This is a genomic window from Rhizobium leucaenae USDA 9039, assembly GCF_000426285.1.
In the GTDB taxonomy this organism is placed as follows: domain Bacteria; phylum Pseudomonadota; class Alphaproteobacteria; order Rhizobiales; family Rhizobiaceae; genus Rhizobium; species Rhizobium leucaenae.
In genome coordinates, this window is record NZ_AUFB01000005.1 from 243,697 (window position 1) to 267,381 (window position 23,685).

General features: G+C 59.1%; 24 protein-coding genes. 11 read left to right on the plus strand and 13 right to left on the minus strand.

All coding sequences use genetic code 11. The annotated features are described in order from the left end of the window. Positions 1-119: 119 nt before the first annotated feature. Together K290_RS0110220 and K290_RS0110225 are read left to right on the plus strand one after the other, a co-directional pair. A complete protein-coding gene (locus K290_RS0110220) occupies positions 120-497 on the plus strand; it encodes a VOC family protein (RefSeq protein WP_028751833.1) in 378 nt (125 codons plus the stop codon). A gap of 188 nt (positions 498-685) precedes the next feature. Further along, positions 686-1,450 (plus strand): phosphatase PAP2 family protein, encoded by a 765-nt coding sequence (locus K290_RS0110225; protein WP_028751834.1) that lies wholly within the window; start codon positions 686-688, stop codon positions 1,448-1,450. 24 nt (positions 1,451-1,474) lie between these two features. Here K290_RS0110225 and K290_RS0110230 read toward each other — a convergent pair whose 3' ends face one another. Continuing rightward, a complete protein-coding gene (locus tag K290_RS0110230) occupies positions 1,475-1,885 on the minus strand; it encodes a response regulator (RefSeq protein WP_028751835.1) in 411 nt (136 codons plus the stop codon). Positions 1,886-2,141: 256 nt separating this feature from the next. Between K290_RS0110230 and K290_RS0110235 the strand changes: the two genes are divergently transcribed. Beyond that, positions 2,142-3,806, plus strand: a complete 1,665-nt coding sequence (locus tag K290_RS0110235) for a phosphoethanolamine transferase (RefSeq protein WP_028751836.1) — start codon at positions 2,142-2,144, stop codon at positions 3,804-3,806. Positions 3,807-3,872: 66 nt separating this feature from the next. Here the strand turns inward: K290_RS0110235 and K290_RS0110240 are convergent, their stop codons facing one another. After that, positions 3,873-4,250, minus strand: coding sequence for a cupin domain-containing protein (locus tag K290_RS0110240; RefSeq protein ID WP_037135194.1), 378 nt, complete (start codon positions 4,248-4,250; stop codon positions 3,873-3,875). A 210-nt stretch (positions 4,251-4,460) separates the two neighbouring features. Here K290_RS0110240 and K290_RS0110245 point away from each other — a divergent pair, with 210 nt between their 5' ends. After that, on the plus strand, positions 4,461-5,504 hold the full coding sequence (locus K290_RS0110245; RefSeq protein ID WP_028751838.1) for an LLM class flavin-dependent oxidoreductase: 1,044 nt from the start codon (positions 4,461-4,463) through the stop codon (positions 5,502-5,504). Between the two features lie 38 nt (positions 5,505-5,542). Here K290_RS0110245 and msrB read toward each other — a convergent pair whose 3' ends face one another. Next, complete coding sequence (gene msrB / locus K290_RS0110250; protein WP_028751839.1) at positions 5,543-6,031, minus strand: peptide-methionine (R)-S-oxide reductase MsrB; 489 nt, start codon at positions 6,029-6,031, stop codon at positions 5,543-5,545. Positions 6,032-6,228: 197 nt separating this feature from the next. Here msrB and K290_RS0110255 point away from each other — a divergent pair, with 197 nt between their 5' ends. The 3 genes from K290_RS0110255 (at position 6,229) to K290_RS0110265 (ending at position 7,855) form a co-directional block, all read left to right on the plus strand. Next, on the plus strand, positions 6,229-6,984 hold the full coding sequence (locus K290_RS0110255) for a COG4280 domain-containing protein (RefSeq protein WP_028751840.1): 756 nt from the start codon (positions 6,229-6,231) through the stop codon (positions 6,982-6,984). Further along, positions 6,981-7,187: a hypothetical protein gene (locus tag K290_RS0110260; protein ID WP_028751841.1), complete on the plus strand. Its 207-nt coding sequence runs from the start codon at positions 6,981-6,983 to the stop codon at positions 7,185-7,187. Before K290_RS0110255 ends, K290_RS0110260 begins: the two co-directional genes overlap by 4 nt. Before the next feature lie 86 nt (positions 7,188-7,273). Beyond that, complete coding sequence (locus K290_RS0110265; RefSeq protein ID WP_028751842.1) at positions 7,274-7,855, plus strand: histidine phosphatase family protein; 582 nt, start codon at positions 7,274-7,276, stop codon at positions 7,853-7,855. On the opposite strand, the gene pdxR is transcribed toward K290_RS0110265, so the two are convergent. Continuing rightward, positions 7,830-9,257, minus strand: a complete 1,428-nt coding sequence (gene pdxR / locus K290_RS0110270) for a MocR-like pyridoxine biosynthesis transcription factor PdxR (RefSeq protein WP_028751843.1) — start codon at positions 9,255-9,257, stop codon at positions 7,830-7,832. The genes K290_RS0110265 and pdxR overlap by 26 nt on opposite strands. Positions 9,258-9,352: 95 nt before the next feature. On the opposite strand from pdxR, the gene K290_RS0110275 reads away from it, so the two are divergent. Together K290_RS0110275 and K290_RS0110280 are read left to right on the plus strand one after the other, a co-directional pair. Continuing rightward, the gene (locus K290_RS0110275; RefSeq protein ID WP_028751844.1) at positions 9,353-10,036 is read left to right on the plus strand and encodes a pyridoxamine 5'-phosphate oxidase family protein; all 684 of its coding nucleotides are present in this window, start codon (positions 9,353-9,355) and stop codon (positions 10,034-10,036) included. A 34-nt stretch (positions 10,037-10,070) separates the two neighbouring features. Continuing rightward, positions 10,071-10,733 carry a GNAT family N-acetyltransferase gene (locus tag K290_RS0110280; protein ID WP_028751845.1) on the plus strand — a complete coding sequence of 221 codons (663 nt, stop codon included), beginning with the start codon at positions 10,071-10,073 and terminating at the stop codon, positions 10,731-10,733. Positions 10,734-10,753: 20 nt separating this feature from the next. Here K290_RS0110280 and aac(6') read toward each other — a convergent pair whose 3' ends face one another. Then, on the minus strand, positions 10,754-11,194 hold the full coding sequence (gene aac(6'), locus K290_RS0110285) for an aminoglycoside 6'-N-acetyltransferase (RefSeq protein ID WP_028751846.1): 441 nt from the start codon (positions 11,192-11,194) through the stop codon (positions 10,754-10,756). A gap of 151 nt (positions 11,195-11,345) precedes the next feature. On the opposite strand from aac(6'), the gene olsE reads away from it, so the two are divergent. Both olsE and K290_RS0110295 read left to right on the plus strand, forming a co-directional pair. Beyond that, entirely contained in the window at positions 11,346-12,347 is a 1,002-nt protein-coding gene (gene olsE / locus K290_RS0110290) for an ornithine lipid hydroxylase OlsE (protein ID WP_028751847.1), read from the plus strand. Between the two features lie 260 nt (positions 12,348-12,607). Beyond that, positions 12,608-15,931, plus strand: coding sequence for a thiamine pyrophosphate-dependent enzyme (locus K290_RS0110295; RefSeq protein WP_028751848.1), 3,324 nt, complete (start codon positions 12,608-12,610; stop codon positions 15,929-15,931). Positions 15,932-16,019: 88 nt separating this feature from the next. Here the strand turns inward: K290_RS0110295 and olsC are convergent, their stop codons facing one another. From olsC to K290_RS0110340, 8 genes are all read right to left on the minus strand, one after another. Further along, positions 16,020-16,865 (minus strand): ornithine lipid ester-linked acyl 2-hydroxylase OlsC, encoded by an 846-nt coding sequence (olsC, locus tag K290_RS33980; RefSeq protein ID WP_081670258.1) that lies wholly within the window; start codon positions 16,863-16,865, stop codon positions 16,020-16,022. A gap of 459 nt (positions 16,866-17,324) precedes the next feature. Next, entirely contained in the window at positions 17,325-17,714 is a 390-nt protein-coding gene (gene crcB / locus K290_RS0110305; RefSeq protein ID WP_028751849.1) for a fluoride efflux transporter CrcB, read from the minus strand. A 463-nt stretch (positions 17,715-18,177) separates the two neighbouring features. Further along, the gene (locus K290_RS0110310) at positions 18,178-19,002 is read right to left on the minus strand and encodes a class I SAM-dependent methyltransferase (RefSeq protein ID WP_028751850.1); all 825 of its coding nucleotides are present in this window, start codon (positions 19,000-19,002) and stop codon (positions 18,178-18,180) included. A 158-nt stretch (positions 19,003-19,160) separates the two neighbouring features. Further along, positions 19,161-20,261: a helix-turn-helix transcriptional regulator gene (locus tag K290_RS0110315; RefSeq protein WP_028751851.1), complete on the minus strand. Its 1,101-nt coding sequence runs from the start codon at positions 20,259-20,261 to the stop codon at positions 19,161-19,163. Between the two features lie 300 nt (positions 20,262-20,561). Beyond that, complete coding sequence (locus tag K290_RS0110320) at positions 20,562-21,605, minus strand: Gfo/Idh/MocA family protein (RefSeq protein ID WP_028751852.1); 1,044 nt, start codon at positions 21,603-21,605, stop codon at positions 20,562-20,564. Positions 21,606-21,613: 8 nt separating this feature from the next. Continuing rightward, complete coding sequence (locus tag K290_RS0110325; protein ID WP_028751853.1) at positions 21,614-22,399, minus strand: ThuA domain-containing protein; 786 nt, start codon at positions 22,397-22,399, stop codon at positions 21,614-21,616. A gap of 200 nt (positions 22,400-22,599) precedes the next feature. Next, positions 22,600-22,941, minus strand: a complete 342-nt coding sequence (locus K290_RS0110335; RefSeq protein ID WP_028751854.1) for an SMR family transporter — start codon at positions 22,939-22,941, stop codon at positions 22,600-22,602. Between the two features lie 119 nt (positions 22,942-23,060). Then, positions 23,061-23,624 (minus strand): TetR/AcrR family transcriptional regulator, encoded by a 564-nt coding sequence (locus tag K290_RS0110340; protein WP_028751855.1) that lies wholly within the window; start codon positions 23,622-23,624, stop codon positions 23,061-23,063. Positions 23,625-23,685 lie beyond the last annotated feature (61 nt).

Below are 23,685 nucleotides of genomic sequence, written 5' to 3' on the forward strand. Positions count from 1 at the left end.
CACGATCGTTGAAAGATGGTTGGCACCAAAGCCGAAGCCATTGGATTTTGATGGAGTCATGCATCCTCAGCCTTGGCAGGCATCAAGCCGCGGAAGCGGACAGTGGGAGATTGCATTTTATGTTCGATCACGTCTCGATTGGTGTCAAAAGCCTGGAAAGGGCCCGGCAATTCTATGATGCGGCGCTGGCACCGCTCGGCTATGAGCGGCTGTCCAATTTCGACGGCACGGTCGGATATGGCGCTGAACGGGCGCAGTTCTGGGTCATGGAGGTAGAGCGCCCCGTTCCGGCGGATCGCGGCTCCGGCCTGCACTTCTGCTTCGTCGCATCGAGCCAGGCGGCTGTTGATGCCTTCTACGCCGCCGCGCTTGCCAATGGCGGCGAGGACAACGGTAAGCCAGGCATCCGGCCTGACTACAGCCAATTCTACTACGCAGCCTTTATCATCGATCCCGACGGCTATCGTCTCGAAGCCTATTTCCAGACCGGCGAGTGACGGCGCGCAAAGCAAGATAACAATGCTGCCCGTCGAGAAGACGAACCGCACTTCCTAGGGCATCTGATGTTTCAGGCTGCTGTCAGGCTTCTACCGTAGGGAAAGCTGGGCGAAGATCGTTAGCGCGTTTCGCGAGAGCTGAATCTCGCCCTATTCCTTTATGCGATGACGGAAAACGGCCTTTCCTGATGTATGATGATTATGCTGCTTACCCCAAACGTACGGCATCGTTCGGCAAGCCGCTTGCCCTCTTCCTCGCACTGTCTGCACTTTGGTGTTTGCTCCTCCTTCTCTTCAACAGATTTCCTGAGATCGATCTTTCTGTCGCCCGCAGCGTCTTTACGAATGCGCCTTGCCCGTGGACTGATTCGGCCGACGATGTCTGCGGCAGGTTTGCCTATGACAGGGATCGGCTCTTCGTTATCCTGCGTTCCATCACGCTGGCTTTACCCTATGTCGCGTTGGCGGTTCTGCTCGCGATCCCCTTCATCTCATGGAGGAAACTCGGGCCTAACTGGCGCACGCCGAAAATCGATCAATGCATGGCGGCGCTGTTGTCGCTAGCCCTCGGCTGCGGCCTCATCGTCAACCTGTTCCTGAAAGCGTTTTCCGGCCGGCCCCGCCCGCGCGATACCGATCTCTTCGGCGGAGCGCTGGATTTCGTTCAGGCGGGCTCGTTTGCGGGCAAATGCCTGAGGAATTGTTCCTTCGTTTCCGGAGAGGCGTCATCGGCCGGATGGCTTCTCTGTCTCGTCCTGCTGCTGCCGCCGCGCTGGCGCCTTCCTCTTGGAGCGCCGCTTGCCATCATATCAGTCATGATGCCGACGATGCGTGTTCTGACCGGCGCCCACTACCTGTCCGATGCAGTCCTGGGCTGGCTTTTGTCGCTGGTCATGTTCACAGCCATGCTGACCGTTTTCGAGATCTTCAGCCCCAGACCGCAGCAGCCTTGAGGGCAGCATTGTTGGCTGCACCGTTCATCCGGCTTTCGGAAGAACGTGCGATCGGCGATTTCCGATTTTTCCGGCACCTGAAGATGTCGTTGCTCTGCGGATGCGAGCAGTGAGCTCGCCAAGCCCGAACGGCTTTATGAGATAATCGACCGCGCCAATGCTCATTCCGGTCATTTGGTCCGAGAGCTGATCATAAGCCGACATGATGATGACGGGCGTCGAATCGGCCTTCTTTCCCATATATTTCAACAGTTCCAGGCCACTGCCGTCCGGCAGGCGAAGGTCAAGGAGAACAATACCATAAGCTCCGGCCGCAACCGCCGTCATCGCGGACCGAAGGTCCGTCGACCAATCGATTGTCCAGCCCTCGGCAAGCAAATGATCCTGCACCGCATTGCCAATGGTGGCATTGTCTTCGACCAGCAAAATCCGCACGACTTCTCCCTTGTTCAAGAAATGAAGCTATGATCGGGATTTCTGACGGCGACCTGAAATTCACCTGCCCCCAAGCCGAAAAGAGCGGATAAGAGGCAGTGATCATCAATCAGTAGTGCACAAACGGACGTCATTCAGGTAAATGTCAGCAACGGCGGGCAGGTTCCCGCGCTTTAAAATAGTCAAAGTCGCGTCCTATGCGCTGCGATCTACGGTTTCCCGACTCGCTTTGCCGGAAACGCCTTGGAGAAAAACATTGAACGACAAAAACACTAAGCCTGGCCGACAGGGCGTCCGGCCAGCAATTGGCAGTGTCACTCTTTGCCTTTTAACCACCATTTATATCCTTCTCGTGACAAACCAGACGTTTTGGACCAAGGCTTACGGTTATTTTATTGCGGAACCCACGGCCTTTGCCGCCTTCGCCATTGGCATCGCCGCGGCCATCATGGCGCTCTTCACGTTTTTCTCCGCCAAATACGTCACGAAGCCGGTCCTGATTTTCTTTGTTCTCGTGGCGGCGGTTTCCTCCTGGTTCAACGATCAGTTCGGGGTCATCATCGACAAGGAGATGATCCGCAACGCCGCGGTATCGACGGGCGCCGAGGCCGGTCATCTGATTACGCTGCGCTTCGCAACGCATGTGCTACTGACGGGCGTTTTACCCTCTCTGGTGATTGCATGGGTACGCATTTCGCATCGTCCCATTCTCAAGAAGCTTGCCTATAATACCGCTGTCATCCTCTCCTGCCTCGCCGTTTTCGTGGTTGTCGGCACCAGCTTCTACAAGACGTTCGCCGGTGTCGGCCGTGCGCACCCCGATCTCGTGGATATGCTCAATCCAGTCATGCCGATCACCAGCGCCGTGCGGTACGCCATCAACTCGCGAAAGGATTCAAGCATTGTCGCACAGCCGCTGGGGACGGATGCCCATAGGGTGGGCGCGACGGACAACGGCAAGCCGCGGGTGACGATCATCGTCGCCGGCGAAACCGCGCGTGCCCAAAACTTTTCGCTCGGCGGCTATGGCAAAATGACCAATCCGGAGCTGGCGAAACAGAATGTCGTCTATTTCCCCAACACCAGCAGTTGCGGGACGGCGACGGCAACCTCGATCCCTTGCCTGTTTTCGGTCTATACGCGGGAGCAATATACCCACCTGAAGGGCCTCGAGACACAGAACCTGCTCGACGTACTGACCCATGCCAAGGTTGATGTCTCCTGGCTGGACAATGATACGGGCAGCTATCACGTCACCGACCGCGTTCCCTACACCTATCTGCCGACGTCGGCCGATCCCCGCTTCTGCAAGGATGGCGAATGCCTGGATGCGATCCTCGTGGACAAGGTCGACAACTGGCTGGACCATGTCAAAGGAGACAGCGTCCTCGTGTTGCACCAGCTCGGCAGCCACGGCCCCGCCTACTACCAGCGCTATCCTGAAGAGTTCCGCCGCTTCACGCCCGACTGCCGCGCCAATGATTTCGGCAGTTGCACGCCGGCGGAAATCACCAACGCCTATGACAATACGATCCTTTACACCGATCATATCGTTTCGGCGGTGATCGATAAGTTGAAGCAGCGCTCAAACTCGCTGTCCGGCGCAGTCGTGTACTTCTCCGATCACGGCGAGTCGCTTGGCGAGAACGGCATTTACCTGCACGGCACACCCTACATCATAGCACCTGCGCAACAGACCCACGTGCCGTTCCTGGTCTGGCTGGCTGACGATCTGGCGAAGACGGGCGGCTATGACATGACGTGCGTGGCAAACCATGCGGCTGACGGCACCCATTCTCACGACAACATCTTTCACAGCGTCCTCGGCCTGATGGATATCGCGACGAAGGTCTACGACCCCAGCCTGGATGTCTTCGCCGGATGCCGTCGTCCGCCGAACAAGCTGGCCCAATTGAATTGATGGCTGTGAGCCTAGAATCCGAATTGCGGTCTCGCTAAACCGAAGCCGCAATTCGTCCCACATCGTTCAAAGCCGCGCCGGCTGATGCACCGTGCGCTCGTTCTCCACATTGCCAGTGTTGAGCGTCGTATTCCTCTCCAGTAGCAAGACCTCACATGTCGGCTCAGCGGTCGGGCAGTGTTCGACGCCGTGCGGCACGATGATGTATTCCCCGGGGCCGAGGATAATATCACCGCCGTTCTCCTCGCGCAGCTTCATGCGAAGCGTGCCTTTGACAACAAGGAACAACTCGTCCTCCTCTTCGTGATGGTGCCAATGAAAGGCGCCTTCGAGTTTGACGAGTTTGATCTGAAAGTCGTTGATGTCGCCGCCAATATGCGGGATCCAGGGCTCGTCGAACCCCGCAAAGGCCTTCGTGAGATTGATTTTCTTCAGTTCTGACATGCGCCTCTTCCTCCGACGATCGGGTGCCAGGGACACTATCGACGGTGGCTCCGCCAAACGCAACGGTCCCGGCATTTGGAGCGCTACTCCTGCTGCCATCACGACAATATCGAATTCTTCGAAGGAAACCGCCGAAACTTTGCGGATGGTTCGCGGGTGGGAACGCGGGTAAATGCCCACGACGCAATTGCGATAGGCGACGGAAACATCATGACGGCAAACACTGTCGAATTCGGGCTCGATACTTTCGGCGACGTAACCCAAGACGAAAGCGGCACTCTGGAATCCCACGCGCAGGTCATCCGCAATGTGATCGAGGAAGGCGTACTCGCGGACCAGCTCGGGATCGATTTCTTCGGCATCGGCGAGCACCATCGTCAGGATTTCGCGATCTCCTCACCGGAAACGGTGCTTGCCGCGATTGCCGGCCGCACGTCGCGGATCCGCCTCGGCTCGGCGGTGACGGTTCTAAGCTCCGATGAGCCCATCCGCGTCTTTCAGCGCTTTTCCAGCCTGGATGCGGCTTCGAGCGGACGGGCCGAGGTGATCCTCGGCCGCGGTTCGTTCACGGAATCCTTCCCGCTCTTCGGTTTCGAACTGTCGCAGTATGAAAAGCTGTTTGAAGAAAAGCTCGATCTTTTCACTGCCCTGCTTTCCAATGAACCGGTCACCTGGAAGGGCACGACCCGCCCGCCGCTCAGCAATCAACGCGTTTTCCCGACGATCGAGAACGGTCGCCTAAAAACATGGATCGGCGTTGGCGGCAGCCCGGCTTCGGTCGTCCGCGCCGCGCAGTATAATCTGCCGCTGATGCTGGCGATCATCGGCGGCAGTCCCTATCGTTTTCAGCCCTATATCGATCTCTATCACAGAGCATTCGCGCAATTGGGCGGAACGGTTCAGCCTATCGGCATCCATTCGCCAGGCTATATCGCCGATACGGACGATCAGGCCCGCGAAGAACTCTGGCCGAGCTACAAGGCGATGCGCGATCGTATCGGCCGCGAGCGTGGCTGGCCGCCGATGACGCGCAACGAATTCGACAGCGAGATCGAAAGCGGCTCGCTCTATGTCGGCTCGCCCGAAACGGTCGCCGCCAAGCTCGCGCCTGTCATCAAGACGCTGGGCATCAGCCGCTTCCAGTTGAAATACAGCGCTGGGACGCTCAGCCACCGCAAGCTGATGCGCTGCATCGAACTCTATGGTCAGAAAGTTATCCCCGCGGTACGGGCGGCGATAGGCGACAGCGCCTGAGAGCCGACCTTTTCAGCCAAAGGCTCCACTTTAGGCTATCAGGCCGAAACCGCATGAAACGTCATGGCGACGCCGTTCATGCAGTAGCGTAGACCTGTGGGCTTCGGTCCGTCGGGAAAGACGTGGCCGAGATGGCCGCCGCAGCGGCTACAATGCACCGCCGTGCGCGCCATTCCGAAGGAATGGTCCTCTGTGGTACCGACTGCGCCGTCGATCGGCGCCCAAAAGCTCGGCCAGCCGGTCCCGCTATCGAACTTCGTGCTCGATGAGAAAACATCCTGCTGGCAGCCGGCACAGGCGAAGTTGCCCTTGCGCTCCTCATGCAGGAGCGGGCTGGAGAAAGGATATTCCGTCCCCTCCTCGCGCAGCACGGCATATTGGTCCGACGTCAGCAGCTTGTGCCATTCTTCGTCGGTGTGGGTAACCGGAAATTTGCCAGCGGCAACCGCCGGCCGCGATGTCAAACCGAATCGAGCCGCAAGCGCCCCGAGACCGGCGGCGATGAGGAAAAGTCGTCTGTTCAACATTATTGGACTCCCGTAAAAGGGACGATCACCGTCCCGCAAATATACGGCCTTGATGCGGACTTTGTTACATATCTGCGCGTGAAGCACCGAAACGTGATCATGAACACGGCTTTCGGGATGATCTTACCCAAAAATTCGAGCAGCTTTCCGATAAGATCAGGCAAATCAATAGGTATCCGTCATCCAGGATTCATTGCATGAACGGTCTCACACCCATCCTTTCCACCATAACGGCGTCCTTTCTCGGCTCCTTCGTCGAGGTCGTGGAAGCCTTCACCATCGTCCTTGCCGTGGGGGTCACGCGAAGCTGGCGCCCCGCACTGACGGGTGCCGCTCTCGCGCTCGCGGTGCTCGCCGCCCTCGTCCTCATCTTCGGACCGCTGCTGGCGCTGGTGCCGATCACCACGCTGCAATTCGTCGTCGGCGTTCTCCTGATCCTGTTCGGCATGCGCTGGCTGCGAAAAGCCATTCTGCGTTCGCTCGGCGTTATTGCTCTGCACGACGAAGAAGCAGCCTTCTCCAAGGAAACGGCCGCGCTCCGGCAACAATCCGAGGACCGCCGCGCCGACTATCTCGCCGGCCTTGCTTCGTTCAAGGCGGTGCTGCTGGAAGGCGTGGAGGTGGTCTTCATCGTCATCGCCGTCGGTGGTGCCCATGGCCTGACGCTGTATGCCGGTCTCGGCGCCCTCGCCGCCTTCATCCTGGTGATGCTGATCGGCCTGCTGGTGCATCGCCCGCTCGCTACGGTGCCGGAAAACATGCTCAAATTCGTGGTCGGGCTGATGCTCACCAGCTTCGGCATCTTCTGGACCGGTGAAGGCATCGGCGCGGATTGGCCGGGCGCCGATCTTGCGCTTATCGCCATCTTCGCAATCGTCGCCCTGGCGTCCTTCGCCATCGTCCGTAGCCTGCGCGGCTCCGTCGGCAAATCCACAGCAAGGGCAGTCCAATGAACATTATCCGCATCGCCATGTCCGAACTTATCGGCATGTTCATCGACGACGGCAGTCTTGCGGCTTTTTCGCTGATCCTGGTGATCGTCGTCGCCGGCGCGGTCAAGCTTCTCGCCCTGCCGCCGCTGATCGGCGGTCTGCTGTTGCTGCTGGGCTGCCTTGCGATTCTGGTGTACAGCGTCCGCCGCGCCGTCAAACGGTGACGTGAAGCACCGACTTCCTCCCTCGACAGAGCGTCTCGCGAATGCGAAGAATGACGGAAGTTTCAGCGCGATCGAGAGGCGTTCAGATGAGCAGCGCGTATCCGGAAATCTACCTGGTTCGGCACGGACAGACGGAGTGGAGCCTGTCTGGCCGGCATACCGGGCGAACCGATATCCCCCTCACCCTCGCCGGTGAAGAAGCCGCCCGCAAGGTCGCGAGCCGCCTGCCCGCCATCGATTTCGCCGCCGTCTGGTCGAGCCCGTCCGAGCGTGCCAAGAGCACCAGCGCATTGGCCGGCTTCGGTGATGCGCGTGTCATCAAGGACGATCTGGCGGAGTGGAATTATGGCGCCTATGAAGGCGTCACCACCAAGGACATCCTGGCTCAGCGTCCTACCTGGCAACTCTTTCGCGACGGATGCCCCGATGGCGAGACCGCAGCCGATGTCGGCGCGAGAGCCGACCGGATCATCAGCGAGCTTCGCGAGGTAAACGGCAATATCCTGATCTTCTCCAGCGCGCATTTTCTGAGGGTTTTCGCCGCCCGCTGGCTCGGTCTTCCGCCGCAATGCGGCGCACACTTCGTGCTCGACACGACCAGCATCAGCATTCTTGGCTACGAACACGATCTGAGCGAACCGGTCATCCGCCGCTGGAACCAGGTTTGATCAGCCGCGCGATCTTTGCCGCTGCCGCGTCCGCGGCCTCGGGCGCCATGCGTGCTATGCCGAACAGCAGCCCCGGTCGTGGCGGCCCGAGATGCAGAGCAGACATGGCGCGGAGCGCGAAGCCCTGAGCATTGATCCTCTGCACGACCGCCCGGTCGTCGATCCCGGCGTCCCGGAACCAACCAGCCAGTTGCAGCCCGCCGGCGCCCTCGCCGATTTCGAGCCGATCTCCGCAACGAAGGCGCAGCGCGGAGACGGCCGCCGCCATCCGCGTGGCATAGACGGCATTCATATATCTCAGATGCGCACGAAAACGGCCTTCGCGGATGAAATCGGCAAGTGCTGCCTGGATGTGGATCGGCACGACAGCCCCTCTCAGCCGCTGCGCGGCCGCAGCCTCAGACACGAGCCAGGACGGCACTACGGCGTAGGCGACGCGCAGGCCGGGAGCGAGCGTCTTCGAGAAAGTGCCAAGATAGGCAACCACTTCGCCGCGGTCGATGCCCTGCAGCGCTGCAATCGGACGCGAGGCATACTGGAATTCGCTGTCGTAATCGTCTTCCAATACCACCGAACCATTGGCACGGGCAAATTCCAACAGCGCCAGACGGCGAGGCAGGCTCATCGTCACACCGGTCGGATATTGATGCGAAGGCGTGACATAGATCAGCCGCGGCGGCGGACCGGCAGCTCTGCCGACGTCGATGCCCGCCTGATCGCATGGCACCGGCACGAGGTCCGCACCCGCCATGCGCAGCAATGCCTGCGCCGTCGCATATCCCGGTTCCTCCATCCACGCGACCGTCCCATCCGAGCGATCGGCCCGCAACAAAACGCGCGCCAGCAGATCGATGGCAGCTCCGGTCGAAGGAACAATGAGGAGTTGTTCGGGCCGGGCGATCACGCCGCGCGTCGCCGAGATATGATCGAGGATCGCTTCACGCAGTTCGCGAATGCCGCTGTGAGCGCCATAGCCGAGATCATGTACCCGCAGCGAACGGCCGCGAGCGCCGAGGTGGCGTGCCCAGGCAGCGTGCGGAAAAGCTGAGACATCCGGCACGCCGGGCTCGAACAGGCCACCGCCCGCGCCCTCGACCACCGGCATCGGGCTCAGCGTCGCCGGCGCGGCTTGCCCTTGCAGAGGCGGCGTTGTGAATGCGGCGACGCGGGTGGCAGAACCCGTCGTCGATTGCAGATAGCCCTCCGCTTTCAGCCGTTCATAGGCCTTGACCACGGTGGAGCGCGCCACACCGAGCGAAAGCGCCAGCATTCGTGTCGACAGCAGTCGCTGTCCCGGCGGCATCTGCCCCTGCAGAATGCGATCGCGCATCACGCGATACACCTGGCCTTCCAAGTCGCCCGCCACTCGATCGAGAGCCGGCCATTGTGCAACGGGTGCCATGATGCCTCCAACTGGTCTGCAAGAAATAGAAAAACTGGCCGTTTATAACCTACCTCTTTGGCGGCATAGATCAAAATGATACCAGTGAGGAAACGATGGCTGATCTCCACCCGCCACAGATAAACGACTATCCGACCACCGAACGCTCGCGTGTCCGGCGCTCACCGAACCGCGGCAGTCATGCTCGCGCGGATGTCCATGCCATTCTAGACGCATCGCCTCTCTGCCACGTCGGCTATGTCATCAACGGCGCGCCCTATGTGACGCCGACGCTGCATTGGCGCGAAGGCGACCACGTCTATTGGCACGGTTCGGCAGCGAGCCGCTTTCTGCGCGCGGCTGAGGACATGCCGGTCTGCCTCACCTGCAGTCTCATGGACGGTTATGTCCTTGCCCGTTCCGCCTTCAACCACTCGGTCAATTACCGCTCCGCCATGGTTTTCGGCACAGCCCGGCTTGTGGAGGATGTCGAGGAAAAGGCCGATGCGCTCCGCCGCTTCATCGAAAATCTGTTTCCCGGCCGTTGGGACAGTCTGCGGCCGATGACCAGCCAGGAGGTGAAAGCAACAGCGGTCCTGAGGATGGGAATCGACGAGGCAACGGCCAAGATCCGTAACGGCCCGCCGGGCGATATCGACGAAGCGGATTTCCCCGTCTGGGCGGGCGTCCTGCCGGTGCGAAGCCACCTGGCCCCGGTAGAAGCCGCGCCCGGATTGCCTGATGGGATAGAGCTACCCGAACCGCTCGCGGCACTAATACAATCGGGCCGGATTCGATAGGTTATTTTTGCATTTGATACCAAAGGACTTCGACATGGACCTCGCGAACTGGAACGGCGTGCCACGCCCGGAACGAATCACCCTGGAAGGCCGCTATGTCCGGCTGGAGCCGCTCGACGCCGCCCGCCATGGCGCCGATCTCTTTGCTTCCGCGCAAGCGCCCGGGGCCGAGGATCGCTTCCGTTACCTTTTCGAAGATACACCGGCCAATATCGCCGCCTTCGCGCCCTGGCTCGAAAAAGCTGCCGCCAGCACCGATCCGCTATTCTTCGCCACGATAGACAAGCGGACCGGCAAGGCCGAAGGCCGGCAGGCGCTGATGCGCATCGATCCCGTGCATGGCGTCATCGAGATCGGCAGCATCCTCTGGGGACCGGCGATCGCCCGCAGCCGCGTCACCACCGAAACGCTCTATCTCTTCGCCTCCTATGTGTTCGACACGCTCGGCTATCGCCGTTTCGAGTGGAAATGCCACAATCTCAACGAGCCGTCGAAGCGCGCTGCGCAGCGTTTCGGCTTCATCTTCGAAGGCATTTTCCGCCAGCACATGGTCGCCAAAGGCAGGAATCGCGACACTGCCTGGTTCGCCATGATCGACGCCGACTGGCCACGCCTGAAGGCCGGTTACGAGAGATGGTTGTCCCCTGAGAATTTCGATGAGGCCGGCCAGCAGAAGAGCAAGCTGACATTCGAATAAGCCTGGCCTTTCGGCTGATCCTAAAGCGGTTTTCGAAAATAGACCACGCGTTCGGTTTCCTCGAAACCCAAGGCGGCGTGGAACGCGTGGCTCGTCACATTGTCGAGCAGCGCGTCCGAGCCGAATTCATGACACCCGGCAGCACGCCCCCAGGCGGCAACGGCGTCGCAGAGCGAACGAGCAACACCCTGCCGCCGGTGCTCCGGCAAGACATAGATCCCCTCGAGGAAAAGCACGGGAGAGGTCTCGCAACCGTTGACATAGTCATGCCGGAGCGTCGCCTCCGCAAATCCCACGACATCGCCCGCCTGATCGCACGCAAGGTAGGCGATGGCACCTTCCTTCGAGAGAAACTGCATCAACTCGGCGCGATGATATTCGATCGGGTTTTCCGGCCAGAGTTCGGCGCACAGACGCGACCATACGTCCAGATATTCCGCACTGGCTTCTTCTATCCGCATGGTTCGATCTCCAACAATCTGAGCAGACAATCTGTCGGACGAGAACCGATCAGCAGAAAATTTCGCTTTCTCGCCCACAATCATCGCGGTACATATCGCGCATATTTTAAGCGCCAACCCACCCGATCGATTAGAATCCGAGGATAATGGCATGACATTTCAAAACAGTTCGCGTTTCTACGCTGCTGTTTCATCCTTGTTGTGGCCGGCAATCTTTTGCGCCGGACTGACAGGATCCTACTTCGCGTTTCAGTCGCATATGCAGCTCCTTTGGTTCAATGTCGTCTATCTCTCCATCGTGGCGACGATTGCACTTTTCGAGCGGCTGATGCCCTACGAGGAGACTTGGCTGGAGCGCGACGGCGAGACGTTCAGCAATATCGCACACACGCTTTTGAGCAAAGGCAGCGTGCAGATCGCGGCAGTCATCGGCACGTCATTTCCGATGGCGGTGGCGACCGTAGCGCAACCTTTTCTGAGCCATCAGGCGCATGTCTGGCCCGAGCAATGGCCGCTGGCTTTTCAGGTCGTGCTGGGGTTGATCATCGCCGAATTCGGGCTGTATGTCGCCCATCGCCTGGCGCATGAGTATCTGTCGCTATGGCGTTTCCATGCCCTGCACCACAGCGTCGAGCGGCTATGGGTCATCAATACCGGGCGTTTCCACATCATCGATTCGCTGTTCAAGATCGCGCTCGGCCAGATTCCGCTCTATCTCTTCGGTGCGCCGCTGCCGGTCTTCCTGTGGGTTGGCGCGGTGACGGCGTTTGTCGGCCTGCTGACCCATTGCAACATAGACGTGCGCACCGGCCCGCTCGACTGGATCCTCTCGACCCCGCGCCTGCACCGCTGGCATCACTCGAAGCTGCTTGCCGAAGGCAATACCAACTACGGCGAAAACCTTGTGATCTGGGACCAGATCCTCGGCACCTACTATAACCCGCCCCGCCCCTCTTCCACCGACATCGGCATCAGCGGCAAGGTCGCCAAGGGTTTCCTCGCCCAGCTCGTGCAGCCCTTCTCTACCAGGGGACGCAGGCAGATCATTGGGAAAAAGCCGAAGGAACTGGTGGCCAAGGAAGAGCTGGCGGCAAGGAAGGCCGCTCTTCGCAAGCAAGCCGACGAGCCGATCCGCAAACGAGCTGAGGGATGACGACCAGCATCCGCTGGTTGGCATCGAAGCGTTAGCCACGGCGAATAGTGCCGCGATGTTCACCGGGCCAGCGACGGCCGGAAGGCATAGACTTTTTTCGCCGAAACCGGCGCCGCAAAATTCCAGGATGCAACCAGTGCTCGGAAACCTATTTCAAACCGAGAAGATATTGTCATTTAACGTGTATTGAAAAAGATACCCCACGGGGTTACCTATCCGACGCAAATTGATGGTCATGACAGATTAGGAAAATCATTGAAATGGAAGGGAGATTTACCCCAGATCATCTCAAGCAACTTCATAGAATATTTTTCACATCTCGTGAAATAGACCGGCTTGAACGAGAATTCATCAAGCAAGGCATAGCACATTTTCACGTTTCCGGTGCCGGGCATGAGTCGACGGCGCTGCTCAACGAATTCCTCCATGAAGACGATTGGTTGCATCTGCATTATCGCGACAAGGCCTTGATGCTGGCGCGCGGCATGCCCATTCGTGAGTTTTTCTCCAGCCTTCTCGCGACCGCCAATTCCCATTCCGCCGGCCGGCAGATGAGCGCGCATCTTTCCTCCCGCGCTCTCAACATCACCTCCATCGTCGGTCCCGTCGGCAACAACGCGCTGCATGCCGTCGGCGTCGGCGCAGCGCTGAAACACAAGTCCGGCATGCCGATCGCCATTTGTTGCATCGGCGATGGCACCACGCAGCAGGGCGAATTCGTCGAAGCCGTGGCCGAGGCCGTACGCAGTCAATATCCCGTCGTCTTCATCGTCGAAGACAATAGTTTCTCTATCTCGACGCGCACCACCAAGCAGACCTTCTTCGATCTGCCGACCGGACCCGCCTCTTCCTTCTACGGCCTCGATATCATCCGTGCCGACGGCGCCGATCTGCAGGCATCGCGCGAAGCTTTTCGCAAAGCTGTCCGCCACAGCCGCAACAACCGCACGCCGAGCCTTGTGGTTCTCAACGTCGAGCGCTTGTCCGACCATACCAATGCCGACGACCAGAAAACCTATCGCAGCCAGGAAGAGATCGAGACCGGCTCGGTCCGCGATCCGCTCGTCGATCTGCGAGCTGCGCTGCAGGAGGCCGGTGTCGATGCCGCTGCTTTGGAAAAGATCGAGAGCGATCTGACCGCCGAGGTGCAGGCGGAAGCGGCTCTTGCCCGCAAGGAAGATGCGCCGCATGTCGAGCCGGAAGCGAAGGCGCCCTACCCGGCTTCGTTCGACAAGACCGCCGAATATCGCGGCGGCAAGAGCGCCGCGACGCTGACCATGCGCGAGGCCCTGAACGGCGTGCTGGACACGCAGCTTGCCGACAATCCCGACGTCGTCCTTTTCGGCCAGGACATCGAAGATCCGAAGGGCGACGTCTTCGGCGTCACCCGCGGCCTCAGCACGAAATATCCCGAGCGGGTGCGCAATGCGGCGCTCAGCGAATCCACCATCGTCGGCACTGCGGTCGGCCGCGCGCTTGCCGGCCAGCGCCCGGTCGCCTTCCTCCAATTCGCCGATTTCCTGCCGCTTGCCTATAACCAGATCGTCTCGGAAATGGGCAGCATGTTCTGGCGCACCCAAGGCGCCTGGGAATCACCTGTCATTCTCATGGTAAGCTGCGGCGGCTATAAGCCGGGCCTCGGACCGTTCCACGCGCAGAGCTTCGAGAGCATGCTGGCGCATACGCCCGGTATCGACGTCGTCATGCCCTCCAGCGCGGGCGATGCCGCCGGCCTGCTCAATGCGGCTTTCGAATCCCGCCGCCCGACCGTATTCCTCTACCCGAAGGCCGTGCTCAACAATTCCGACGGCCGCACATCCACCGATCTCGACAGGCATTTCGTCCGTCCAGGCCTGTCGCGCTATGTCGCCCGCGGCCGCGATCTGACGCTGGTCACCTACGGCAACACCGTTTCGCTCTGTGCCAAGGCAGCGAGTGCCTTCGAAGCCCAGGGATTTTCGGTCGAGGTCATCGACCTCCGATCGATCTCGCCCTGGGACGAAAAGGAAGTGCTCGCAAGTGCCAAGCGCACCCGTCGCCTGATCGTCGTGCACGAAGACAATCGCACGGTCGGCATGGGCGCCGAAATCGTTGCGACCGTCACTGAGAAGACCGACGTACCCGTCATCGTCCGCCGGCTCGCCCGCTCGGATGCGCATGTGCCCTTCAATTTCCGCAATCAGTTGGAAACGCTACCCTCCTACAGCAAGCTGGTCGATCTGATGGCCGAGGTTCTCGAATGCGAGGTCACCTGGCATGAAGAGGACAAGACCGGCCCGACCGCGGCTATAAAGGCAATCGGCTCCGGCCCCGCCGATGAAAGCGTGCTGGTGACCGATCTTCTGGTCAAGCCCGGCGACACGATCGAAGTCGGCCAACTCGTCGCCGTCGTCGAGGCGACCAAGGCCTCGGTCGAAATCTGCGCCAATATCGGCGGCGTTGTTCAAGAGGTTTTCGCCAAGATCGGCGATCAGATCGCCACCGACAGCGCACTTCTGACTGTCGACGCCGACCGCGACCTGAGCGAACGCAACTTTGCGCTGGCTTCGGAGACCCATAATAAATTCGTGCTGCGCCGGCTGAAGTCACATTCGATCCCGGCGCTGCGCCGCCATTCCGGCAACTTCACTGAAATCGCCGTCAGCGGCATGGGTTTTGCAACCGGCGCCCGCCGCGTCAGCAATGAAGACATCATCCACAATTGGCCGAACCGGCGCGCCGAGGAAATCTTTGCCCTGACGGGCATCAAGAGCCGCTTCTGGATCGGTCCCGACGAAGGCACGTTGAGCCTCGCAACCAAGGCTGTCCGCGATCTCCTGCGCCAGACCAATATGACGATCCACGACATGGACCTCGTCATCGCCGCCACCGGCACGCCCGATATCGCCACGCCATCGCTCGCAAGCCGCGTTGCGGTTGCCGTCGCCGAAGACGGCGTGCGGCCATCGCTTGCCGCCTATGATATGGGGGCCGCCTGCTCCGGCTATCTCTATGCCCTGCAGCAGGCCTATGATTTCATCGCCCAGCAGAACGACGCCAAGGTGCTGATCGTCACCTCGGAAGTGCTGTCGCCGCTGCTCGACATGAACGATTTCTCGACGGCGATCCTGTTCGGCGATGCCGCCACGGCCTGTCTGGTGACCAGCCGTGACATGGCGCGCAATCCGCTGTTTGCCGCGAGCCGTCCGGTCATCAGCGGACGCCCGGAACCGGGCGACCTCCTCTACGTGCCGCTGCCGGACGAAGGCGTCATTTCGATGAACGGCCGCTCGGTCTTCACCGAAGCCGTGCATTCCATGTCGCGCTCGATTGAGGACGCTTGCGTCGATGCCGGACTGGAGCTTGCCAATCTCGATCTTCTGGTGCCGCATCAGGCCAACCAACGCATCATCGACACCATTGCCAAGCGCAGCGGCCGGCCGGCGCTCAGCGTCATTGAAACCTATGGCAACACCAGCTCGTCGAGCATCCCGCTTGCCATGATGCACGTCGCCAACGAACATTCCGAACCTCTCAACCTCGGCCTCGTCGCCTTCGGCGGCGGCATGACGTCGGGCGCGGCCATCGTGCGCACGATCAAATAGTGTATCGGGCCTCAAACCGGCCAAAACGAAACCCCGGAATCCGCAAAGGATTCCGGGGTTTTTCATAGGATCTACACGCCGATACGCATCACGGCTTGGGGCGATTTCTCAGCGCTTCGGCTTCGGCATAAAACTTCTTTTCCCACTCCTTATGATTGTCGAGGCCTTCGCGGATGAAGGGCGTGAAGATCGCCAGGTTCATCAGCGCCCAGTTCACGAAGCGGGCCGGGAATTTCAGCGGCTTGACGAAATCAACGAAGAGCACGACGCGGGTCTTGTCGGTATAGTTCCAAGCCTCATGATCATAGGCATCGTCGAAGATCAGTGCCTTGCCTTCCTGCCAGTGACATATCTGTTGGTCAACGCGGATGGCGAGCTTGTCATTTGGCTCCGGCACAATGAGGCCGACATGCAGGCGCAATACGCCGTTATAGGGGCCGCGATGAGCAGGAAGGTGCTTGCCCGGCTCGAAGATCGAAAACATCGCCGTTTTCAGGCCCGGAATTTTCTGCACGGCAGCCCAAGTATTCGGGCAGGCTTTGATATTCTGTTCGGACTTCACGCCGAAGCCGAGAAGGAAGAAGGTTTTCCAGCGGCTATCCGTCGAAATGGTCTTCACATCGGTGGAGATGTCCTGGAAAGTCGGCAGCTCGCTCTGGCGCAGCAGCACCTTTTCCAGCTCGGCGCGGATCGCAGGATAGTCCTTCTCGATCTCGGCCGCCCAGGGAAAGGTCGCATTGTCATAGACCGGTGGATTGCCGAGCTTGGCGTATTTCAGGTTGAGGCTTTCGGCCCAAGCGACGATGCCCATGAAAAAGCGCGTCATTGCGCTGGGGCGATCCATCGGCGCGATGCCGGCTGTACCGAAGGTTTGTTCCGGAGCACGCGGCTCGGTGGTTGTGGGAGCTGGTGCGCTCAAAGTGCTCTCCGTCATGTCTGTCTAATAGGGGCTATATTGGGGAGGAAATCTTGTCGTGGGAGAAATTGCGGGGAATCTTGGAGAGGCGATAGATCTGGCGATTTTCAGCGCTTGCTTGGCCCATTCCTGATCGCACGCGACTCCTCTGTTATGCAATGATCATAATAGGCGATTATATGAGTTCGTTAGTCGATTTTCGCAAGGGAAACCGTTCGCGAGAGCGGTGCCTTGTTGTGCGATGAAATCCCAACGAATTTCCCGAAAATGCTCCGTCACCGAATCGGCAAAAATACGGCCGGTAGCGATGCTTTTTGCCGCAGGTAGCTTCAATTTGTCGATAGCCGCCCGCTATCGAGCGTCTCTAGAACACTTCCAGGAAAAGTGCGAAGCGGTTTCCGTCCGGAATGCGTAAAAACGAAGGGATAGAGCGGGAAAGCGATTCCGTGAAGCGCTGAACCGCTCTAGACGAATAGTTCAAGCCGTCTGACCTTGCCCGACCAGCCGAATAATCATGAGCCCGGCAATCAATGCGGCCAATGACAAGACCACGGAAAGCACGACATAGATCACCGAAGTCGCCCATTGACCGCGCTCCCAAAGAGCGACGGTATCCAATGAAAAGGTCGAGAATGTCGTGAAGCCGCCGAGGACGCCCGTGGTCAGAAAGAGCCGCAATTCCTGCGATAGACCGCTGCGGAGAACGAAATATTCAGTCAACAGGCCCATGATCAATGAGCCGACGATATTGACCGTAAGAGTTCCGTAGGGAAATCCGAGGCCGAACAAACGCATGGTCACCTGATTGACGCCGAGACGAAAGGCGCCGCCCAATCCAGCGCCAAGGAAGACGATCAGATAATTCATGGAACTCCTCGAGTAGAAATTAAACACCGATATCTGCGTTTAATGCATGTCGCGCAAAAGTGTACGGCGGTTTTGCGAAAACGACATGCACAAAGAAGGAACTAAAGCGTGGAAGCGAACCTGAAAGATCGCGACGAGCTTTAGAACATCTGCAGCACTCTCGCGGCCGACCGCATTACACTGCTCTGCCCCACAGCCTATTCTGTCACGGGGTATGTGACCGGCGGCACACCAGCGGCGAAACTTTTGGAATAATGATCATTTGAGCGAGATGGAGGTAAGAACAGATTTGCGGACATGACTCTACTCCGTCGCCCGTCGGGCGTGTTGAGTAGGAGTCATTAGCGTCCCTGAAATTCAGAGCAGCGGTTCGGCCACCATGGCCCGGCAGAATCCATTACCGTTAGATTTTCCATACAGATGGACGAACGTCCCTGTCAATCCGGGCATAGCTCGGCTTTCATCAATCTGCTTTGGCGATCATTTCGATCGGTGCAACCAGCCCGCCTCCGACCGATGTGCTGACATTGCCCATCCGCTCCGCCGCCCTCGGTCCCATCAGTGCGCCGAGGCCCAACGCCTGACCGCTATTTGCGGCGCTGGCGCGCATCTCCTGCGCCATCCGGATCGCCAGAGCACTGTGGTCCTGTTCGAACTCCACCGTAAAGCCGGCCTCTTTGAGCAACTGGCGATAGGTCATGGGGCTACACACGAAACTCGTCTCCGCCGTCATCGCCCATGGCAGCGGATAGGGCAGCGCACCATCACGCACCTGCATGATCTCGTAGAGACCGAACCGACCACCACGCTTCAGCACCCGCCGTACCTCGGCAAACAATGCCGCCTTGTCCTCGATGTTCATACCGACATGGATCAGCGTGGCACGGTCGAAGCTTTCATCTGGCAGGGGCAGCGCTAGCGCACTTCCCTGATGGAAGGATACTTGCATGGCCATCCCGCAGCGCGCCGTTAGGTCATTGGCCACATTGACGAATTCATCCGTCAGATCGACACCGGTGACGATACAGCCATAGGTACTGGCGATATAGCGCGCCGGCCCGCCAAGCCCCGATCCGACGTCGATGAGCCGCATGCCGTCGAGCAGATCGAGATCTTTTGCGAATTCCACCGTTGCCTCGCGCCGTCCGAGATGGAATTCATCGATACCGGCAAGGTCGTCAATGCTGAGATGATCGATATCCTTGCCCCCGGCTGTGAGACCGCCAAGGATCGTCGACCCCAATGATCCATGCGTATAGTGGCTTGCAACCTTTTCTTCGGTGGACATGACCCTCTCCATGACCTCGCATTCACACGATCATGGAAGAATGCTGCGCCCCTGCCCCCGCTCCGTCAAGCGGTTGCAACCTCACTGTAAGAGGCGGATCGATGAAAATCGTAAGGCATGCCGGGTCGGCCCTTTCGCTGCGCCGCGCCGACCGCCTCTCACCCCATCCTGATCCCTGCCAGCAGCAGGGAGAGTTCCGGTTGCCGGTTCGTATCGGTCTTGCGATAGATTGATTTCAGATGGGCGCGAGCGGTCTGATAGCTGACGGTGCGCTGGGCGGCAATATCGTGCAGCGTCATGCCTTGCGCAAGCATCAGGGCGATTTCGGCCTCGGCGCGGGTCAGTCCGAAAAGCTTGGTCAGCGTTGCCGGGCGCTGGTGGACTTTCTCCTCGGGATCCTCGATGGTCGCAAAAGCGCAGGAATGACAGAAGATATCCTGCATATCGCCGTCGAGACGCTGCATGCGTACGATCAGTGGCCGCCTTCCTTTGCGACTGAGCAGCAGGATATCGGGCTCCCCGGTTGTCAACAGGTTGTCTTCGCCCAATACCGCCTTGAGCTGCCGGTCGAACGCGTTTGCGTCTTCCTTGCGGGTTGGCCGCATTTGCCCCTGGCTGATTTGCAAATCAGGGCCGAGCAATCGTCGCATCTTCTCGTTGACCGTGGTCACAAGACCCATTCGATCGAAAAAGACGCAGGCAACGTTGGCCATCTCGAAGGCGGCCGCCATGCCCTTCACTTCACTTGCGGATATGTCGCGCATAATTCTCGCCGTGATCATAAGTTTCTGACGTATGCGATACAAATTTCTTGCTTCTTCTCGGCTGTAGGGACCGTCCTTGATCCGCCGCTGCAAAGCAAAAGCCAGGAGATCATCGCCGGAAGAAAAACCTATTATTGCCGACCAGCGCAGTCCGAAACGTTCTTGGGAATGGTAGAAGTCGAGCGTCTTGAACTCGTCTTCACCCGCAAAATCCTGCTCGACCATCACGCCCGCACGTCGCATGATCGGAACGTGCCGTCGGCGAAAGTCCTGCCTGTACCACCCTTCCGCGAAATAATTCTCCATCGCGGGAATAAGACTTTCCGTAACAATGAAGGTGTTCAGCAACCGGCCTTCAATCGGCGCGATGTTGACGCCAAAGGATCCTGTCGCTTCCGAGACTTTCTCGAGCACGACCGGCCATAGCCCCGGATCCAGCGCGGCGCCGAAAAATCCGTCCGTTGCCCTGTCGAGCGCGTGGAGATCGAACCGCATAGGACCCTCACCCCGGCCTCACCCGGCCGATCTAAGCACCTCACCCACAATAACCCATGGGTATTATATGCGAATCAGTTTATCCATATGAATTCTAAATAATACAAGCAACATTTTTGGTATTATCGAAATTTTATAGAATATGTTAAATATACACTCTATCTAATATACATGAAATTATCAACAATATCATTGTTTTACGAAGATCGACAAAAATACGCAGTGAAATTCTACTGTCTCCAAAAGAAACGGCCGCCCGCAGGCGGCCGCATGAACGTCAGAGACAAAGCAGAGGGTTCGTTAGACCTTCAGTTCGCGCCTCTCCACTTCCGTCACCATCGCAAGATCGAGCACGCGCTGCAGGTTGGCGGCGTGGCGGAAGGTCGGATCCTGATGGCTGCCGGCCATGACGGCTTCGGCAAAACGCTGATAGTTGGTCGGCACCGGCGGAACCTCGATGACTCTCCATGTCGCCGTTTCAGTATCGTCGCCAAGGCAGGCGCGCAATTCGGAGCCAGCCGGACTGTGAGAGATTTCCAGCCCGCCACGCTCGCCATAGATGCGCAGTTTCAGCTCGTTGAGATGCCCCGTTGCCCAGCGGCTTGCATGCACGACGCCGAGCGCGCCGTTGGCGAAATCGACCGTCATCGAGAAGCTGTCGTTCGCGTCGAGCGTATATTCGCCGATGCGCTCGTCCGGCGCCTTGTTGAAGGTCTTCAGCCGGGCAAAGACATGGTCAATATCCGTCGCCGCGCCATAGGCGGCGAAATCGAGGATATGGATGCCGATGTCGCCGAGCACGCCGTTCGAACCGTGTCCGGTCGATAGCCGCCACAGCCACTTGGATTCGCTGCGCCAATCGCCCCAGGCCCTGGAGACGAGCCAGCTCTGAAGGTAGGACGCCTCCACATGCTTCACCGTGCCGATCTCACCCGATATCACCATCTCGCGCGCCCTCTGCAGCGGCGCGACGTTGCGATAGGTCAGGTTGACCATGTTGACGACGCCGGCGCGTTCCGCCGCCTCCGTCATTTCCAGCGCCTTGTCGTAATTCTCTGCAAGCGGTTTCTCGCAGAGAACATGCTTGCCGGCGGCAAGCAGCGGCAAGGTGGTCGGATGATGGGCGCGGTCCGGCGTGACGTTGGTCGCCGCGTCGAACTCACCCCACGCAAGCGCTTCATCCAGCGACGAAAAGCGCTTCTTGATATTGAACATATCGGTGAAGGCCGTGAGCCTCGTTGCATCCGTATCCACGGCACCCACGATCTCGACACCTGGAATACGGCCGAAATGCTCTACATGGCTTTTCGCCATGCCGCCCGTGCCAACAACTATGAGACGCATGTCGTACCTCAGCGATAACCGGCTTCGCCGGCCTGGTGGAGTCTAGGGCCACGCTCGACGATCGGCTCCAGCGCCTTTTCGACCGGGACATTCGGCGCATCATGAATGCTCGTCTGCGTTCCCAGCGGATTGTGCGCCCACTTGACGGCGTTGATCAGCACCTTCTGCACGGTCTCATTGTGGTAGGTCGGATAGGTCTCGTGGCCGGGTCGGAAATAGAAGATATTGCCCGCGCCGCGCCGCCAGGTCATGCCCGAGCGGAAAACTTCGCCGCCCTGGAACCAGGAAATGAAAACCGTTTCCAGCGGCTCGGGAACGGAGAACTGCTCGCCGTACATCTCCTCGTTTTCGAGCTCGAAATGCTCGCCAAGGCCGGCGGCGATCGGGTGGCGGGGATTGATGACCCAAAGGCGCTCACGTTCGCCCGCTTCGCGCCATTTCAACGCACAGGGCGTGCCCATCAGCCGCTTGAAGATTTTCGAGAAATGGCCGGAATGCAGCACGAGGAGGCCCATGCCTTCCCAGACGCGCTTGGCGACACGCTCGACGATTTCGTCCTTCACGGCGCCGTGGTCCTTATGACCCCACCAGACGAGGACATCCGTGTCGTTCAGCCGTGCCTCGCTCAGGCCATGCTCCGGCGCCTGCAGCGTCGCAGTTGTCGCTTCTATGCCGGCATCGGCATTCAGCGCCTTGGCGATCGTCGTGTGCATACCCTCCGGGTAGATTTCGGCGACGACCCTATTGGTTTGCTCATGAATATTCTCCCCCCAAACGACAGTGCGAATGGTCATTTCGGTGCTCCTCTGAAACACAATTATTGAATGGCTAGCCGATCCAAAGCGCTTTGAGAAAATAGCCGCCCAACTCTCCTTTCGGCCTCCTGCAGAAGACATAGCCGCTCACCAGGGATTTGACAAAGGCAAAATCGCCGCGACCGAAAACGTTTTCGGTCACATAATATAAACCGTGATGTCAGGGGCGTGACGTCGCTCTAATGCGACACTGATTTCGAAAAAAGGTTGACCACCAGTACGCCGGCGATGATCAGCCCGAGGCCGATAACGGCCGCCAAATCGAGTTTCTGGCGAAAAAACACCAAGCCGACGGCCGAGATCAGCACGATACCCAGCGCGCTCCAGATTGCATAGGCGATGCCGACCGGAATGACACGCAGCGTTAGCGACAGGAAATAGAAGGCGGCGACATAACACAGTACGAGCACGATCGAGGGACCGAGGCGGGTAAACTGCTGCGACATCTGCAATGCCGTCGTGCCGATGACCTCTAGGACAATCGCCACCAGCAGCATCGCATAGACAGATGCATTCGCCATTACGCTCTTCCTTGATTTCTAGAACCGTTCAGCGATTCACAGAATAACTCAACGGTTCTATCTCTTTGTTTTTACGCATTCGGTACGGAAAACCGCTTCGCACTTTTCCTGGAAGTGCTCTAAAGCTGTGTGAGTTCGATCAGCCGGTCGACGAGCTTCTCTCGGGCGCGCTCATCCATGTCATGGCTACCGAGCAGGTCGGCGAGCCAGATCCCGTCGGTCGCCAAACGCACGATCGCGGCATCGGCCGAAGAGTCCGTACCGACATATTCTTCGCTGCGCTCGCGCACCCAATCGCGCCAGCGTTGCCGCAGCTGCGGTTCGCTGAGCAGCACCATCGTCACCTGCGCCCAATCCCGGGTCTCCTGCGGCTGATCACGAAGCGCGAGGCAGGCACGGAGATAGCCGCGCGTGAAACGCCCGTGCGGCACAGGATCGGCACGCATCGCCTCCTCGATCGCCTCATCTAGGCGCTCGAGGAGGCTGTCGAAGAGTGCCTCCAAAAGCGTATTCTTGTTGGGAAAATGGTGTAGCAGTCCGCCTTTGCTGACCCCGGAAGCACCAGAAACGGCATCCAGCGTCACCGCCGTCATCCCCTTCTCCGAAGCCAGCCGTGCCGCCACCTCCAGCAACTGCTGGCGGACGAGCAAAGGCTGCTTCTTTCTGTGGTGCGCGTCAGACATGCCGATATAACATACCAAATAGACGGTTTCGTCAATGACAAGTTTAGGGCTATCCGCCGCC

Coding starts and splice junctions, on each gene's coding strand:
- K290_RS0110220 (WP_028751833.1), top strand. CDS start 120: ATGTTCGATCACGTCTCGATTGGTGTCAAAAGCCTGGAAAGGGCCCGG.
- K290_RS0110225 (WP_028751834.1), top strand. CDS start 686: ATGTATGATGATTATGCTGCTTACCCCAAACGTACGGCATCGTTCGGC.
- K290_RS0110240 (WP_037135194.1), bottom strand. CDS start 4,250: ATGTCAGAACTGAAGAAAATCAATCTCACGAAGGCCTTTGCGGGGTTC.
- K290_RS0110245 (WP_028751838.1), top strand. CDS start 4,461: ATGACGGCAAACACTGTCGAATTCGGGCTCGATACTTTCGGCGACGTA.
- msrB (WP_028751839.1), bottom strand. CDS start 6,031: ATGTTGAACAGACGACTTTTCCTCATCGCCGCCGGTCTCGGGGCGCTT.
- K290_RS0110255 (WP_028751840.1), top strand. CDS start 6,229: ATGAACGGTCTCACACCCATCCTTTCCACCATAACGGCGTCCTTTCTC.
- K290_RS0110260 (WP_028751841.1), top strand. CDS start 6,981: ATGAACATTATCCGCATCGCCATGTCCGAACTTATCGGCATGTTCATC.
- K290_RS0110265 (WP_028751842.1), top strand. CDS start 7,274: ATGAGCAGCGCGTATCCGGAAATCTACCTGGTTCGGCACGGACAGACG.
- pdxR (WP_028751843.1), bottom strand. CDS start 9,257: ATGGCACCCGTTGCACAATGGCCGGCTCTCGATCGAGTGGCGGGCGAC.
- K290_RS0110275 (WP_028751844.1), top strand. CDS start 9,353: ATGGCTGATCTCCACCCGCCACAGATAAACGACTATCCGACCACCGAA.
- K290_RS0110280 (WP_028751845.1), top strand. CDS start 10,071: ATGGACCTCGCGAACTGGAACGGCGTGCCACGCCCGGAACGAATCACC.
- olsE (WP_028751847.1), top strand. CDS start 11,346: ATGACATTTCAAAACAGTTCGCGTTTCTACGCTGCTGTTTCATCCTTG.
- K290_RS0110295 (WP_028751848.1), top strand. CDS start 12,608: ATGGAAGGGAGATTTACCCCAGATCATCTCAAGCAACTTCATAGAATA.
- olsC (WP_081670258.1), bottom strand. CDS start 16,865: ATGACGGAGAGCACTTTGAGCGCACCAGCTCCCACAACCACCGAGCCG.
- crcB (WP_028751849.1), bottom strand. CDS start 17,714: ATGAATTATCTGATCGTCTTCCTTGGCGCTGGATTGGGCGGCGCCTTT.
- K290_RS0110310 (WP_028751850.1), bottom strand. CDS start 19,002: ATGTCCACCGAAGAAAAGGTTGCAAGCCACTATACGCATGGATCATTG.
- K290_RS0110315 (WP_028751851.1), bottom strand. CDS start 20,261: ATGCGGTTCGATCTCCACGCGCTCGACAGGGCAACGGACGGATTTTTC.
- K290_RS0110320 (WP_028751852.1), bottom strand. CDS start 21,605: ATGCGTCTCATAGTTGTTGGCACGGGCGGCATGGCGAAAAGCCATGTA.
- K290_RS0110325 (WP_028751853.1), bottom strand. CDS start 22,399: ATGACCATTCGCACTGTCGTTTGGGGGGAGAATATTCATGAGCAAACC.
- K290_RS0110335 (WP_028751854.1), bottom strand. CDS start 22,941: ATGGCGAATGCATCTGTCTATGCGATGCTGCTGGTGGCGATTGTCCTA.
- K290_RS0110340 (WP_028751855.1), bottom strand. CDS start 23,624: ATGTCTGACGCGCACCACAGAAAGAAGCAGCCTTTGCTCGTCCGCCAG.